Source organism: Nitratireductor sp. WH36-1, assembly GCF_058725515.1.
Genome location: NZ_CM178970.1, coordinates 2,206,107 through 2,221,630, shown reverse-complemented (window position 1 = coordinate 2,221,630; position 15,524 = coordinate 2,206,107). Strand labels below are relative to the sequence as shown.

Genomic DNA, 15,524 nt, shown 5'->3' with positions numbered 1-15,524 from the left:
ATTTGCCCCGTATTAGTGCCGCTTTACTTGAAAGAGATTCAAATGGGAACGCACAATTACTCTTTACGCCCTTTGCCAAGATTCGGCCAAGCCTGCATGACCCCTCCAATGACAAAGAGGTAAATGCCGGTCACCGCAATGCCGATGCGAATTAGCTGATCAGCCTCCAGAGACTGGATGAGCGCGATTATGCCGAAGGCGCACCAGGCGAAGAAAATCGCCAGATTGAGCGTTCTCAGGCGCTGCACGCGCACCGGATGCAGGAAGAAGACGGGCAGGAATGTCGTGAAGGCCGAAATGAGCACGACACCAAAAGCGATCATCTCGCCCGGCTGTACGACAAAGAGCGTGAACACCACCATGTTCCAGACGACGGGGAACCCCTTGAAGAAATTTTCCCGCGTCTTCATGCCCGTGTCGGCGTAGTAGATCGCGCTGGTGATCACGATGATGGCGGCCGACAGGAAGGAAAGCCCCTCGCCCATGAACCCGCTCTGATACAGGGCGAAAGCGGGGATGAGCACATAGGTGACGTAGTCGATGATGTTGTCGAGCATGTCGCCCGACCAGGTGGGCAGCACCTGCTTCACATCGAGCTTGCGCGCGATGGGGCCGTCGATGCCATCCACAAAAAGCGCAAAGCCCAGCCACCAGAACATCGCCGCCCAGCGCTCCTCGCTTGCAGCCACAAGCGATAGGAATGCGAGAAACGATCCCGATGCCGTCAAGAGATGCACGGAAAACGCCTTGGCCTGAGGGGCCGTAACTTTCTTCTTGGTCATGATAGTCGCCTAAGGGCCACGCCAGTCGAGCGGACAGATCTCCGCCGAGCGGCCGGCAAAATTCCAGTTGCGCCCGAAAGCGCGCATACGGCTCTTGTCGGATTTCGCGACGATGATCTCCGGCGCGATCCAGTACTGCGAATTGGTGATGACAGTGTCGCCATCCCTGTCTCCGCCGGGAATGGGCGTCACGGCCCCGTCGATGATCTTCGGTATCTGGAAGATACGCGTCTTGCCTTCAACCTCATAGGTCACCGGCACGCGCTGAATACCCAGAAAATCGCCAACGAGAATGGAAAGCAGACCGGTTGTGCCGCCGGCCTTGCCGGAAAAGATCTTGCCGATGGCCTTTTCCGCATAGATCGAGGCGCGTTCGTCCAGAAACAGGCCGACGGTCCAGTTGCCGCGGCTCATATAGCCGGGAATTTCCATCACCAGACCGAGATTGAGGCCCGAGAGGTCGGTCTCGCCATAGTGGCCCTGATCGATGCGGAAGCCCGCCCAAGTCTGGCAATAGCCTTCAGTGGGCGGATGATTGCCGAGTGAAAGCACGCAGGGACAGAACACGGTGCAATTGCATGACAGCACCAGCTCGCCTTTCAGCGCCCAGTCTTTCTTTCCCATGACTTGCGACCCCTCTTCCAGATCGCCGCACCCCCGGCCGGACGCGCAAAGGACGATCTAAACCATTGGCAGAGCATCGGAATATCCGAAAAACCAACCCCTTCTGTTCGGATATTGCGATGCTCTAGATCGAGATTACTAGAAGCGCGAGCGCCCACACAAGCAGCGTCACGCCCGAAATGCGCGTGAAAAGCCGACTATGACCAGATTTCTCCACGATGGTGAAAACGCCGAGAAGCGCCATCCAGAACACATTCATCATGCCAACGGCGAACATGACCAGCATGAGCGCCCAGCAGCATCCGAAACACCACAGGCCCTGCTGCAATCCCAGCCGGTAGATGGCGCGCGGTCGCGTGCTCCAGCGCCCGAAAAGGGTGGTGAAGGGATTGCGGCATTTGACGAGACAGGCCTCCTTCAGGGCCGAGAACTGGTAAAGGCCGGCGATGGCAAGAACGACAGCACCCGCCAGTCCCGTCCATGGGGACATGACCGCACCTTGGCTCATGAACCGTTCTGCAACGAGCGCCAGCCCGGCAAAGCCGAGAGACGCGATCAGCCAGACGGTCAGATAGCCCGCGACCAGAACCAGCGGATGGACAATCCGCTCCCCCTTCTGAGCGGCGGTGTCGGCGATTTCGCAATAGGTGCGAATCAACGGGGATGCCGATGGCAGCATCATCGCCAGAGCCATCAGAAACCACATGAAGGCGAGAAGGGCGAAAACGGCAGGTCCGCTCCCCGCCCCGACAGGCGCTAGACACAGGGAAAGCAGGGTTCGCAGCGGTGCAGGCAGGGGCATGTCGGGCAGAGCCTCAAGCAGCATGCCGCCCGGACCGAGCGCACGCGGCTCCACCGCCGCAATGCCAGCGCCCATCAGCGCCAGAACGCCCCATGAGAGGAGGACGGCCAGAAAGAGCGACAGGACCGAAAGCGGAAAAGCCGCCAGCGACAGGCGATGAACGGCGCGCGCGCCGCCTTCAAGCCTCGTCAGATCATCATTCGACTGGTCCACGCCCTGCCCCCGTCACATTGCCTGGGTGCTTTCGCCGCGTTGAACCTTGCGTCGAACAACCCCATCATGACAAAGACATGCCGATGTCCTGTCGATGATTGTCGAAGCATAGATGGATGAGCTGCCGTGGGCGATAGTGACCGTAAAATTCTCGTTGCAGGAACCGGACCGGCCGGCCTGATTGCAGCGCTCGCGCTGGCGCATCATGGCCATGCGGTGACGCTGGTGGGACCGGTGCCGAAGGGCAGCGACCGCCGCACCGTGGCGCTGATGCGCCCTTCGCTCGACATCATCGAACCGCTGGGCTTTCTGGAAAAGCTCCTGCCCGAGACCGCGCCGCTCAAGGCCATGCGCCTCGTGGACGCAACCGGCCGGCTGGTGCGCAGTCCGACCGTGACATTCCACGCCGGCGAGATCGACGAAGAGTATTTTGGGCTCAACATTCCCAATGCGCGCCTGACCGAAGAGCTTGCCAAGGCCGCACAGGCCTCGCCGCTTATCGACTGGCATGAGAACCTCGTCACGGACTGGGAGTGCGCGCCCGATCATGTGACCGCGACGCTCGACAATGGTGAACGCGTTTCGGCGCAGCTGGCCGTCGCTGCCGATGGCCGCAGATCGCCGGCCCGTGAAGCGGCTGGCATTTCGGCCAAGACCAGCCCGCTGCCGCAGGCGGCTCTCGTTTTGAATTTTTCGCACACGCGCGAACATGGTTTCGTTTCCACCGAATTTCACACGCAGAACGGCCCGTGCACACAGGTGCCGCTGCCGGGCATGCGTTCAAGCCTCGTCTGGGTGCAGCGCCCGGAAGACGCCGAGCGCCGCCATGCGCTGAGCGATGAAGACCTCTCGCGTGAGGTGGAGGAGCAGCTTTCATCGCTCGTCGGCGGCGTGACGGTGGAGCCCGGCCGACAGGTCTATCCGCTGAGCACGCTGATGCCGTCGCGCTTCGGTCAGAACCGCGTGGCGCTGATCGGCGAAGCGGCGCATGTCTTCCCGCCAATCTCGGCGCAGGGGCTCAATCTGGGCATTCGCGACGTGGAAGACCTTGTCGCAACGGCGGACGCCTTCCGCGACGATCCGGGCGCTCCTGCCGCCATGTCGCGCTACGACGCTTCGCGCCGGCCGGATGTTCTGGCGCGCAGCAACTCGGTGAACCTGCTCAATATGTCGCTTCTGTCCGGTCTTCTGCCGGCACAGATCGCGCGCAGCGCGGGCCTCAGCGTCATCAGCAGCATTCCGCCACTGCGCGCGCTTTTCATGCGCGAGGGCATGCGTCCGGGCAGCGGTTTCTCCGCGCTTCTTCCTTTTGGGGGAAAAGGTCCTGTCAGGGAAAAAGGTCTGGTCAGGGAAAAAGATCCGGCGGCAGAAGCCCGTTCGTGATGGCGTAAAGCAGCGCCGTCACCGTCCCGACCGAGAACAGCGTCGTGATCAGAATGCTGGCCGACGCACGCTCCATCCAGACTCCGTATTGCTGGCTGATCACGAACACATTGGTGGCCGTGGGCAGCGAGGCCAGCAGAACGGCGGAGAACACCCAGCTCTCCTCGTAATTTCCGATCCAGCTCAGCATCACGTAACAGATAACGGGGTGCAGAATGAGCTTGAGGAAGGCGATGACGCCCACCTCATGCGGTACGCGCCGCAGCGGCCGCATGGCAAGGCTGACACCCATCGCAAAGAGCGCGCAGGGTGCGGCAGCCGAGGCGAGATAGGCCAGAAGGCGTTCGATCGGAAGCGGCGGGGTGAACTGCACCGCAGCCGCTGCAACGCCCACTGCGGTCGCGATGATGAAGGGGTGCAGCGCGATCTTGCGCAGGACCTCCAGCGCAAGACGGCCAGGCGATTGCCTGTCGCCGCCCGAAATCGCCATCATCATGGGTGCGACGGCGAAATGGATCATGTTCTCGAAACAGAAGATCAGCGCCACGGGGACCGCCGCCTTCTCGCCAAAGGCAAGGAGCGCCAGGCCCGGCCCCATATAGCCGATATTGCCATAGGCGGCGGCGAGCCCCTTGATCGTGCTTTCGGCAACCGAACTGCGGCTGATGAGCATCGAGCCGACGAACATGATGGCGAAGACGATATAGGTCGAGGCGACGGCGCCGAAAATATAGCCCCACTCGGTCAGCTTCTCGATCGGGGTCTTGGCCAGCAGCTGAAAGAAGAGAGCGGGAAGCGCCACATAGATGACAAACGTGTTCATCCAGCCGAGCGCATCGGCAGGGTGCGGCTTCAGCCGGGCGACCGCATAGCCGATGAAGATCAGCCCGAAAAACGGCAGCACAAGTCCCGCGACACCCGACATAGCCCATCCCCGTGGAGCCCGCCATTCGATCCGCCGGACCCGCGGAAGCAGCTCGACTGCGTTACGCCCGACATCGCGGCTAGCGCGCAGGCCCCCTGCCCGTCAAGGTCGCGGGATTGAATTGTGGCGGCGGCTGCGCCAAATAGGGGGCAGAGGTATAATTATGCAAAACATTGGAACTGCAAAATTTCGCATAGGCCAGGTTGTCCGCCATCGGGTGTTCGACTTCCGTGGCGTGATTTTCGATGTCGATCCCGAATTCAACAACACGGAAGCCTGGTATCAGGCGATCCCCGAAGACGTGCGGCCGCGCAAGGACCAGCCCTTTTACCATCTGCTCGCCGAGAACGAGGAGACGGAATATGTCGCCTATGTTTCGGAACAGAACCTGATGCCGGACGAGACCGGCGTGCCCGTGCGGCACCCGCAACTGGCGGAGTTCTTCGTCGAGACCGGCGACGGCCACTACGAACCGCGCGAGCGCCTGCACCACTGACGCCAGCGCAGAACCACACGCATACAAAAACAGGGCCTCGCGGGCCCTGTTTTCATTTGAACTCTGTGTGAGCGCTATTCGGCCTTCTTGGCCTTTTCCTGCGCTTCGCGGAGCTTCTCGGTGAACTCTTCGTTGTTCTTGTTCACGAAGTCCTGAAGCTTCTTCTGGCGGTCCTCAATGTCGGACTGCGGCATCGGATCACCGTCATAGGCAGCGGTGAAGCCCGAAAGCGACATCTTGATCGGGTTCGGCTGGTTCTGGAAGTTCACCGAGGTGAGCGTCAGTTCCGAACCGCGCTTGAAGGAGCCAACCAGCTGATCGGTCAGCGGAGCTTCGGCGATGCAGCGGTCCGGCAGGCAGATCGCGTAATCGATCTTCTGCGTCTGGCCGCCATCGATCTGCAGGCCGATGCCGGGAGGCACCATGCGGCCGGTCGGCACGGTGATCTGGAAGACCTTGCGGTTCACCTTGCCCTTGACCTCGATGAGGCTGACGCCGGTGATCATCTGGCCGGTCTCGGCAACGAGAACGTTCTGCACATTGCAGATGTCGACGTCTTCCTGCTTCGTGCAGGCCTTGAACCAGCCCTGCGGCGCTTGCTGCTGCGCGGCGGCGACACCAACTCCGCTGGCAGCCACACAAGCGGCGCCGGCAAGGGCGAACAGGGTGCGGGTAGCTTTCGCGTTCAGGCTTTTCATATGGCTCAGTTCCTCTAAATGCACAGCGCCAGAAATTTGTTCATGTGTCACCTGTTTGGAAAATGCGGCGACAGCATGACTCTTGTGCGCGTGTTACACTGCCGTGAAACGCGAATCCAGCCCAACGGACCATTTCGCTGGACTTTGTCGACCTGTGCGGCAAACATCACACGATCACGCGTCTTTGTCCGGCAACGCCCCCGGTGGCCGCATTCGCCACATTGTGTGTGATACGCTCGCCGACGAATCATGGAACCGCCAGATAAATCCGGCCAAGGTGCGTAGATGTTCCCAAGCTCCAAATCTCTCCTTCTCGCCATTTCCGCAACGATGCTCGCCTCGGGCGCGGCACTCGCCGAAGACGCGCCGGTTCACGGCATCGCGATGCACGGCAAGCCTGCACTGCCTGCCGATTACACGCATTTTCCCTACGCCAATCCCGATGCGCCCAAGGGTGGTGACGTCACCTATTGCGTGGTCGGTTCCTTTGACAATCTCAACCCGTTCATCCTCAAAAGCATGCGCACAACGGCGCGCGGCGTGATCGACACGATTTTCGGCAATCTGGTTTTCGAGCCGCTGATGATGCGCAGCGCCGACGAGCCCTTCGCGCTCTATGGCCTGCTTGCCGAAAGCGTGGTGATGGACGAGGCGCGCAGCTATGCCGAGTTCAATCTCGACCCGAATGCGACATGGTCGGATGGCAAGCCGGTGACCCCGGAAGACGTGATCTTCACCTATGATGCGTTCACGGAGAAAGGCCGCCCGCCCTATTCCAGCCGCACGGCCAAGATCGAGAAGATCGAAAAGACGGGCGATCACAGCGTACGCTTCACCTTCAACGAGAAGGCCGACCGCGAATTCCCGCTGATCGTCGCCATGACGCCGATTATCCCGCAGCACGCCTTCGACATCGAGACATTTGACCAGACGACGCTGAAGCCGGTAACGGGCAGCGGCGCTTACCGCATCTCGGAAGTGGACCCGGGCCGGCGCATCGTGTTTTCGCGCAACCAGGAGTACTGGGGCGAGGACATTCCCTCCAAGCGCGGCTTCGACAATTACGACAAGATCACCATCGAGTACTTCCTCAACGTGAACTCCATGGTGGAAGCGTTCAAGAAGGGTATCTGCTCGGTCTATGCGGAGTCCGACCCGGTGCGTCGTCAGCACGGCATCGATTTTCCGGCGGCCCGCGAGGGCAAGGTGGTCAGCGAAACCTTCACCAATGGCGTTCCGCCTGCGGTCAGCGGTTTCTTCTTCAACACGCGGCGCGAGAAATTCGCCGATCCGCGCGTGCGCCGCGCGCTGTCAAAGCTCTATGATTTCGGCTGGGTGAACACCAATGTGCTGCGCGGCGAGTATGAGCGCACGCTGAGCTACTGGCAGGGATCGCATCTTTCCGCTCTCGGCAAGCCGGCCGATGAACGCGAACGCGCCCTGCTTGAGCCCTATGCCAACCGGGTGACACCGGAGGTGATGGACGGCAGCTACGGCAAGATGGAAATGGCGGGCGAGCCAATCGGCCGCGACCAGATGCGCGAAGCGCTGAAGATGCTTCAGGAGGCCGGCTACAGCCTGGAAGGCAATGCGCTGGTCAATGAAAACGGTGAAGCGCTCACCTTCGAAATTCTGGTTACGTCCGAGGAAGGCGAAAAGCTGGCCGCCGTGTTCCAGCGCGCGCTGCGGAAAATCGGCATCGATGTTTCGATCCGGCTTCTGGATGATTCACAGGCCCAGCAGCGCAAGCAGCGCTATGATTTCGACATGCTGATTGCTTCCGTGGGCTTCTCCGGCTCGCTGTCGCCGGGCACCGAGCAGATCAACCGCTGGGGTTCGGCAGCAGCAAACGCAGAAGGCTCGTTCAACCTTTCGGGCGCGGCCGATCCGGCCATTGACGCCATGATCGACGCCATGCTGAACGCGCGTGACATGGACGATTATTCGGCTGCCGTGCGTGCGATGGACCGTCTTTTGATGTCGGGTGCCTATGTGGTGCCGATGCAGCATGACAATGACGAATGGGTCGCCTACTGGAGTGACCTCGACCACCCGGAAAAAACACCGCTTTACGGCTATAAGCTGCAGACGTGGTGGCACAAACCGGATGCAGAATAAGGCAGATACGATGATGAGCCCCCTCCCCGTAACCATCGACGTCGTTTCCGACGTCGTGTGCCCCTGGTGCTATGTGGGGCGGGCCCGTCTCATGAAAGCGTTGGCGGCGGTTCCCGAGATTGCCGTGGAACTGCGCTGGCGCCCGTTCCAGCTCGACCCGACCATTCCGCCCGAGGGCAAGGACCGTCAGACCTATCTGATGGACAAATTCGGCGACGAAGAACGCATTCGCCAGATGCATGCACAGATCGATGAGCTCGGGCGTGCGGAGGGGATCGATTTCGCTTTTGATGCGATCCGGACCTCGCCCAACACGCTGAACGCCCACCGCGTGATCCGCTGGGCGGCGACGGCTGAGCCCGGCGTGCAGGACAAGCTCGTCGGCCGGCTCTTTGCGCTCTATTTCGAAGAAGGCGCGAATATCGGCGATCCTGCGGTTCTCATTCAGGCTGCGCGGGACGCAGGCATGGATGCGGCCGTTGTCGAGACCCTGCTTGCAACCGATGCCGACCGGGCCGAGGTCGAGCAGGAAATTGCCACCGCGCAGCAGATGGGCGTCACCGGGGTGCCCTGCTTCCTTCTCGAAGGACGCTATGCGGTGATGGGCGCACAGGAGGCCGACACGCTGGCGGACGCCATCCGCCAGGTGGCGCAGGCCAAGGCGGAAGGCGCGCTCGACAGCAGCCAGGCCTGAGAAATCAGGCCACCTTCCGCAAAGCTTGAGAAATCAGGCCGCCTTCGCCTCGATCAGCCGCACGAGCTGGGTCATGATGACGGCAGCGCCTGCCAGGCGCTTCTGCGGCGTCGGCCAGTCGCGAATGAACACGATGCTGTGGTCCGGGCGGATCTTCGCAAGCGAGCCCTGCTCGCCGATGAAACGCACCAGTGAGGCCGGTTCGGCGAACTGCTGATTGCGCAGATGCACCACCGCGCCCTTGGGACCGGCATCGAGTTTCTCCACATTGGCCCGACGGCACAGCGCCTTGATGAAGACGATCTTCAACAGGTGCTCCACCTCCTGCGGCAGCGGGCCGAAACGGTCGATAAGCTCCGCGCCAAAGGCGTCGATCTCCTGCGGCGTCTCCAGATCGGCAATGCGGCGGTAGAGACCAAGCCGCAATTGCAGATCCGGCACATAGTTTTCCGGGATCATGACGGCCGTGCCGACCGTGATCTGCGGCGACCAGCCGGTATCGGCGGCGTCTTCGGCCCCCTTCAGCTCGGCAACCGCCTCTTCCAGCATCTGTTGATAAAGCTCGTAACCAACTTCCTTGATATGGCCGGACTGTTCCTCACCCAGAATGTTGCCCGCGCCGCGAATGTCGAGATCGTGGCTTGCAAGCTGGAAGCCCGCGCCCAGCGTATCGAGCGACTGAAGCACCTTTAGGCGGCGCTCGGCGGTTTTTGTCAGCGTGCGGTTGGGCGGCAGGGTGAAGAGCGCATAGGCGCGCACCTTGGAGCGCCCGACGCGGCCACGGATCTGGTAGAGCTGGGCAAGACCGAACATGTCGGCACGGTGCACGATCAGCGTGTTTGCGGTCGGAATGTCGAGACCGGATTCGACGATGGTGGTCGCAAGAAGCACATCATACTGACCGTCATAGAAGGCGTTCATGATGTCATCGAGTTCGCCAGGCGGAAGCTGGCCGTGAGCCGTGGCGACCTTCAATTCCGGCACATGCTCGTTGAGGAGTTCACGCACTTCGGCGAGATCGGAAACGCGCGGCACGACATAGAAGCTCTGTCCGCCGCGATAGCGTTCGCGCAACAGGGTTTCGCGGATCACCAGCGGATCGACCGGCGAGATGAAGCTGCGCACCGCCATGCGGTCCACCGGCGCGGTGGTGATGAGCGAAAGCTCCCGCACGCCCGTCAGCGCCAGCTGCAACGTGCGCGGAATGGGCGTTGCCGAAAGCGTCAGCACATGGACGTCCGACTTCAGTTCCTTGAGCCGTTCCTTGTGCTTCACGCCAAAATGCTGCTCTTCGTCGATGATCAGCAGGCCGAGATTCTTGAATTTTATGGAACTGCCGAGAAGCGCATGGGTGCCGACCACGATGTCGACCGTGCCATCGGTCAGGCCCTTCTTGGTCTCGGCCAACTCCTTGGAGCCGACGAGGCGCGAGGCCTGGCGAACCCGTAATGGCAGTCCGGCAAAGCGCTCGCGGAATGTCTTGAAGTGCTGGCGCGCAAGCAGCGTGGTCGGGACCACCACGGCCACCTGAAGACCTTCCATCGCTGCGATGAAGGCGGCGCGCAGCGCCACCTCGGTCTTGCCGAACCCCACATCGCCACAGATCAACCGGTCCATGGGGCGACCGGACCCGAGATCGTCCAGCACGGCGTCGATGGCGTTCTGCTGGTCGTCGGTTTCCTCATAGGGGAAACGCGCGGCGAACTCGCCATAGAGACCGTCCGGCGGGGAGAGCCTGATGCCCTTCTGCATTTCGCGCTCGGCGGCAATGCGGATCAGGTGGCCGGCCATCTCCAGAAGCTTCTTCTTGAGCTTCGCCTTGCGCGACTGCCAGGCCACGCCGCCCAGCTTGTCGAGCATGGTGTCCGGGCCGTCGGAGCCGTAGCGGGACAGAAGCTCGATGTTCTCGACCGGCAGGAAGAGCCGGTCATCGCCGGAATAGCGCAGTTCGAGACAGTCGTGCGGCGCGCCCATCGCCTCAATGGTCTTGAGCCCGATGAAGCGGCCAATGCCGTGATCGGCATGAACGACGATATCACCAGCGGAGAGTGCCGCGATTTCCGAAATGAAATCAGAGGCTTTCTTGCGCTTCTTTGCGCGACGGACGAGGCGGTCGCCCAGAATGTCCTGCTCGCCGATGACGGCCAGCGACGCCGTCTCGAAGCCGGATTCCAGCGGCAGAATGCCGATGCCGGCCTGCCGCTCTTCCAGCTTTTCAAGTTCGGCCAGCGTGTCGACACGCGCCACATTGCCCAGATTGTGCTCGGCAAGGATCTGCGAAAGCCGCTCGGCGGAGCCCTCGCTCCAGCCGGCAATCAGCACCCGCTTGCCCCTGGAGCGCAGGTCGCCAATGTGCTTCACGGCATGGTCGAAAACGTTGGCGTTGGGGTCGGCGCGCTCTTCGGCAAAGTTGCGGCCCGCTTCGGAACCGGCGTGATAGAGGCGCGACTTGCTGGTTTCGGGCGTGGCAAAGGGCGTGAAGTGGACCACGCGGCGCTCGGCGCCTGCCGCAGTCACTTCCTTCGGATCGAGATAGATCGTGTCGGGCTTGACCGGCTTGTAGGGAACCGCGCCGCCAAGCTCGTTGCCCGCCATCTGCTCGCGCCGCGCCTCATAGTGATCGACGATCAGCGCATGACGTTCGCCAAGCGCTTCCTCGGCCAGATGGTCGAAGATAACGGGCGCATCGGGCAGATAATCCAGCGCGCTTTCGAGGCGTTCGTGAAAAAGCGGCAGCCAGTGCTCCATGCCGGCAAAACGCCGGCCCTCGCTGACGGCAGCATAAAGCGCATCGTCACGCGATGGGGCGCCGAACATCTCGATGTAATTGCGGCGAAACCGGCTGATAACCTCCGGCGTCAGCGTGATCTCGCTCATCGCCTGAAGCGCGACTTCGGTGCGCTGGCCGGTGGTGCGCTGTGTGGCGACATCGAAGGAGCGGATCGATTCCAGCGTGTCGCCGAAGAAATCGAGCCGCAGCGCTTCGTCCCAGCCGGGCGCGAAAAGGTCCAGAATGCCGCCGCGCACCGCATACTCGCCCACGTCGCGCACGGTGGAAACGCGCTCGAAACCGCTGGTCTCAAGCCGGCCCGTGAGCGCGGTCATGTCCACCTGATTGCCGGGTTTGGCGAAGAAGCCCTGCGCGCCGATCTGATCTGCCGGCGGCATGCGCTGCAAAAGCGCATTCGCGCTGACGATGACAATGGCGCGGTGCGGGTTCTTGCGCAGATCCGCCATGGCGTTCATGGCTGCAAGCCGGCGCGCAGCCGCATCGCCGCCCGGCGACACGCGGTCATAGGGCAAACAGTCCCAGGCCGGCAGATCTAGCACGGGCAGGCCCGGATCGGCAAAGCGCAGCGTGTCGATGAGTGCTGGCAGACGCTGGCCATCGCGCAGAACGAAGATCACCGGCCCATTCGGGGCGATCTCACGCGCGACCGTTGCCAGTGCGAAGGCTTCAAAGCCGTCGGCAACACCGTCCACCGTTACCGCGCCAATGCCCTCGCGCGGCAGTTTCAAAGCAGTCATCAGGCTCATCAGCGTCGTGCCTCAGCGGCTCCGCGAGGCGAGAATGCGCCTCCAGAGTGGTGTGTCATACTCCGACGGCACCGGCGTTTCGCCCGTCACCCATTTGAAAAGCCGGGTGTCCGGCACGTCCAGAATGGTTTCCAGCTCGTCCATTTCCTGATCGCTGAGACGGTCGATTTCCGCATCGGCGAAACCGCCGAGAACGAGATCCATCTCGCGCGTTCCGCGACGCCAGGAGCGCACCAGGGCGCGGCGGCGGCGGGGGTCGAGATCGTGGCTGGAACGGGTGGTGCCTGTCATGGTCTGGCCTTCATGGTCTGCGGCATGGTCTGCGGTGATCGGTCGCCCGGGCGGATATAGCGTGTGCATGAGCGTCTGTCAGCCTTGCGTCGCCGAATTTGGGCTTTAATCATGACACCATGCGCCCTTCACTTCTTGATCCCCTGTTCGCCCCTGTCACGACGCTCGATGGCGTCGGAGCCAAGGTTGCCGATCTTCTGGCCAATATCGTGCCGGGCGACGCCGCTGGCCGTGAGCTGCGCGTCGGCGACCTGATCTTTGTTCTGCCGCACTCGCTGATCGACCGGCGCAACCGGCCGGGCATCGCCAATGCGCCTGAGGGCGCGATCGTCACGCTTGAAGTGACAGTGGGCCGCCATCATCCTTCGCCGCAGGGGCGCAGGAACGTGCCCTACCGGGTCTTCGCGTTCGATGACACGGGCGAGATCACGCTGACCTTCTTCCATGCCCGCGCGCCATGGATCGAAAAGATCCTGCCGGAGGGCGAGAAGGTTCTGGTGAGTGGCCGGATGGAATGGTTCAACGGGCGCGCATCGATGGTGCACCCGGATTTCATCGTGCCGCTTTCCGAAGCGCACACGCTGCCGGCGCTCGAACCGGTCTATCCGCTGACGGCCGGCCTTTCGGCAAAGGTGCTGCGGCGCGCCATCGGCCAGTCGCTTGAACGCCTTCCAGACATGCCCGAATGGCAGGATGCCGCATTCCTGTCGCGCAACGGGATGCCGCCCTTCGCAGACGCACTGAAGCGGCTTCACGATCCGCAGACGCCCGAAGACGTGCAGCCTGAAAGCCCGTTCTGGCGGCGCATCGCCTATGACGAATTTCTGGCAGGGCAGCTCTCCCTGGCGCTTGTGCGGGCGAAGGTGAAGCGCCTTTCCGGCCGGCCGCTGACGGGCGATGGACGCCTTGAGCGCAAGATCCGTGCGGCGCTTCCCTATACGCTCACCGGCGCGCAGGAGGAGGCCGTCAAGGACATTCAAGCGGACCTGGGCAGCGCAGAGCGCATGGTGCGGCTGCTTCAGGGCGATGTGGGTGCGGGCAAGACCGTTGTTGCACTGCTTGCCATGGCGCGCGCCGCCGAAGCCGGCGGACAGTCATCCCTCATGGCTCCGACGGAAATCCTCGCCCGGCAGCATGCCGCGACGATCACGCCGCTGGCGCAGGCGGCAGGCCTCTCCGTTGCCGTTCTGACGGGCCGGGAAAAGGGCAAGGAGCGCCAGCGCATTCTTGATGATATCGCATCGGGCGCGGTCGACTTCGTGATCGGCACGCATGCGCTCTTTCAGGAAAGCGTGCAGTTCAGGGATCTGGCGCTGGCCGTGGTGGACGAGCAGCATCGTTTCGGTGTGCACCAGAGGCTCGCCATGACCGCCAAGGGCAACGCGCCCGACATGCTGGTCATGACGGCGACGCCCATTCCGCGCACGCTGGTGCTTTCGGCATTCGGCGACATGGATGTTTCGCGCCTGACCGAGAAACCGGCGGGCCGCCAGCCCATCCGTACGGTGACGTTGCCGGTGGAGCGCCTGCCGCAACTGGTCGACCGGCTGCGCAAGGCGCTGGACGAAGGCCAGAAGGTCTACTGGATCTGCCCGCTTGTCGATGAATCGGAGGAATTGCCGCTGATGTCGGCGGAGGACCGGCATGCTTCGCTGCAAAAGGTCTTCGGCAGCGCGGTCGGCCTCATTCACGGTCGCATGAAGGCTGCCGAGAAAGACGAGGCGATGCGCGCCTTCAAGGCAGGCGAAACGCGCATTCTGGTTGGCACCACAGTGGTGGAAGTGGGCGTCGATGTGCCAGACGCCACCATTATCGTTATCGAACATGCCGAGCGCTTCGGTCTGGCGCAGCTGCACCAGCTTCGCGGACGCGTGGGGCGCGGCGCCCTCGCCTCGTCCTGTGTGCTCGTCTACAAGGGCCCGCTCGGCCAGACCGCGACCCGGCGGCTGGAAGTGATGCGCGAAACCGAAGACGGTTTCGTCATCGCCGAGGAAGACCTGAAACTGCGTGGCGAAGGCGACCTTCTCGGCACCAAACAGTCGGGCACGCCCGGTTTCCGGGTGGCCCGCATCGAGGCGCATGTGGACCTGCTACAGGCCGCGCGTGACGATGCGCGGCTTATCCTGTCGCGCGACCCGGAGCTACAGACCCCGCGCGGTGAAGCGTTGAGGCTGCTTCTTTATTTGTTCGGTCGGGATGAGGCGGTGCGGCTCTTGCGCGCCGGCTGACTGTCTTCGTTCATCGCCTCGGCGGCCAGCGCTGCCGTCTGCTGCTGATATTCAGGTGCAACCAGACCGGCGGAGATCACGAGCTTTGCGCCCTCTTCCACGGTCATCTTCAGCTCGATCACATCCTGCTTCGGGACGAACAGCAGGTAGCCGGAGGTCGGGTTCGGCGTTGTCGGCAGGAACACGGCGATGGTCTGACCTGCATCGTCATCCACCTTTGCCTGCACCTCGCCGCGCGTCTCTGTGGCAACGAAGACGAGCGCCCAGAGCCCCTTGCGCGGATATTCGATCAGACCGACCTTCTTGAACGTGTCCGAGCGCTCGGAAAGAACCGTTTCGAGGATCTGTTTCAGACCGCGATAGACGCTGCGCACCAGCGGCATGCGACCGAGAATGTTTTCACCGGTGTTGACGATGGTGCGACCGATGAAATTCGCTGTCAGGAAACCGATCAGCGTGATCACGACAAGCGCCACGATCAGACCGAAGCCCGGAAGGGCGAATGGCAGGTAATTGTCGGGATTGTAGCGGAAGGGAATGTAGGGTTTGACCCATGAATCCACCCATCCGATCATCGACCAGGCCAGATAGGCCGTGATTGCGAGCGGCGCAGTGACAATGAAACCCGTAAGAAAATAGTTGCGCAGGCGAGTCATCATGATGTGGGAACGGGCCTCAAGAGTGGCGAATTAACGGGAAGCAGCCCGGTGGACACTACGCCACCAGGCTGAAC

At 62.2% G+C, this 15,524-nt stretch carries 13 protein-coding genes; 5 read left to right on the top strand and 8 right to left on the bottom strand.

The window, feature by feature from the left end; translation table 11 throughout:
- Positions 1 to 56: 56 nt before the first annotated feature.
- The 3 genes from pcsA to AC4PTT_RS10430 form a co-directional block, all read right to left on the bottom strand.
- Positions 57 to 782 (bottom strand): phosphatidylcholine synthase, encoded by a 726-nt coding sequence (pcsA, locus tag AC4PTT_RS10440; protein ID WP_113155235.1) that lies wholly within the window; start codon positions 780 to 782, stop codon positions 57 to 59.
- A gap of 9 nt (positions 783 to 791) precedes the next feature.
- Positions 792 to 1,406, bottom strand: coding sequence for a DUF1326 domain-containing protein (locus AC4PTT_RS10435; protein WP_297560481.1), 615 nt, complete (start codon positions 1,404 to 1,406; stop codon positions 792 to 794).
- Between the two features lie 124 nt (positions 1,407 to 1,530).
- The gene (locus tag AC4PTT_RS10430) at positions 1,531 to 2,421 is read right to left on the bottom strand and encodes a DUF2182 domain-containing protein (RefSeq protein ID WP_492161099.1); all 891 of its coding nucleotides are present in this window, start codon (positions 2,419 to 2,421) and stop codon (positions 1,531 to 1,533) included.
- 126 nt (positions 2,422 to 2,547) lie between these two features.
- On the opposite strand from AC4PTT_RS10430, the gene AC4PTT_RS10425 reads away from it, so the two are divergent.
- Complete coding sequence (locus AC4PTT_RS10425) at positions 2,548 to 3,804, top strand: UbiH/UbiF family hydroxylase (RefSeq protein ID WP_492161098.1); 1,257 nt, start codon at positions 2,548 to 2,550, stop codon at positions 3,802 to 3,804.
- Here the strand turns inward: AC4PTT_RS10425 and AC4PTT_RS10420 are convergent.
- Positions 3,767 to 4,729: an AEC family transporter gene (locus AC4PTT_RS10420; protein ID WP_492161097.1), complete on the bottom strand. Its 963-nt coding sequence runs from the start codon at positions 4,727 to 4,729 to the stop codon at positions 3,767 to 3,769. The genes AC4PTT_RS10425 and AC4PTT_RS10420 overlap by 38 nt on opposite strands.
- A 163-nt stretch (positions 4,730 to 4,892) precedes the next feature.
- Here AC4PTT_RS10420 and hspQ point away from each other — a divergent pair, with 163 nt between their 5' ends.
- Complete coding sequence (hspQ, locus tag AC4PTT_RS10415; protein WP_204360814.1) at positions 4,893 to 5,225, top strand: heat shock protein HspQ; 333 nt, start codon at positions 4,893 to 4,895, stop codon at positions 5,223 to 5,225.
- A gap of 74 nt (positions 5,226 to 5,299) precedes the next feature.
- On the opposite strand, the gene AC4PTT_RS10410 is transcribed toward hspQ, so the two are convergent.
- Positions 5,300 to 5,923 (bottom strand): invasion associated locus B family protein, encoded by a 624-nt coding sequence (locus AC4PTT_RS10410; RefSeq protein WP_113155240.1) that lies wholly within the window; start codon positions 5,921 to 5,923, stop codon positions 5,300 to 5,302.
- A 285-nt stretch (positions 5,924 to 6,208) separates the two neighbouring features.
- On the opposite strand from AC4PTT_RS10410, the gene AC4PTT_RS10405 reads away from it, so the two are divergent.
- Positions 6,209 to 8,041 (top strand): extracellular solute-binding protein, encoded by a 1,833-nt coding sequence (locus AC4PTT_RS10405; RefSeq protein ID WP_492161096.1) that lies wholly within the window; start codon positions 6,209 to 6,211, stop codon positions 8,039 to 8,041.
- 10 nt (positions 8,042 to 8,051) lie between these two features.
- Positions 8,052 to 8,735: a DsbA family oxidoreductase gene (locus tag AC4PTT_RS10400; RefSeq protein WP_492161095.1), complete on the top strand. Its 684-nt coding sequence runs from the start codon at positions 8,052 to 8,054 to the stop codon at positions 8,733 to 8,735.
- Positions 8,736 to 8,768: 33 nt separating this feature from the next.
- Here AC4PTT_RS10400 and mfd read toward each other — a convergent pair whose 3' ends face one another.
- Both mfd and AC4PTT_RS10390 read right to left on the bottom strand, forming a co-directional pair.
- Positions 8,769 to 12,272, bottom strand: a complete 3,504-nt coding sequence (gene mfd / locus AC4PTT_RS10395) for a transcription-repair coupling factor (protein WP_492161094.1) — start codon at positions 12,270 to 12,272, stop codon at positions 8,769 to 8,771.
- Positions 12,273 to 12,284: 12 nt separating this feature from the next.
- Positions 12,285 to 12,563, bottom strand: a complete 279-nt coding sequence (locus tag AC4PTT_RS10390) for an FAD assembly factor SdhE (protein WP_113156306.1) — start codon at positions 12,561 to 12,563, stop codon at positions 12,285 to 12,287.
- 119 nt (positions 12,564 to 12,682) lie between these two features.
- Here AC4PTT_RS10390 and recG point away from each other — a divergent pair, with 119 nt between their 5' ends.
- Positions 12,683 to 14,791, top strand: coding sequence for an ATP-dependent DNA helicase RecG (gene recG, locus AC4PTT_RS10385; protein WP_492161093.1), 2,109 nt, complete (start codon positions 12,683 to 12,685; stop codon positions 14,789 to 14,791).
- Here the strand turns inward: recG and AC4PTT_RS10380 are convergent.
- The gene (locus AC4PTT_RS10380; protein WP_206545500.1) at positions 14,743 to 15,447 is read right to left on the bottom strand and encodes a DUF502 domain-containing protein; all 705 of its coding nucleotides are present in this window, start codon (positions 15,445 to 15,447) and stop codon (positions 14,743 to 14,745) included. The genes recG and AC4PTT_RS10380 overlap by 49 nt on opposite strands.
- Positions 15,448 to 15,524 lie beyond the last annotated feature (77 nt).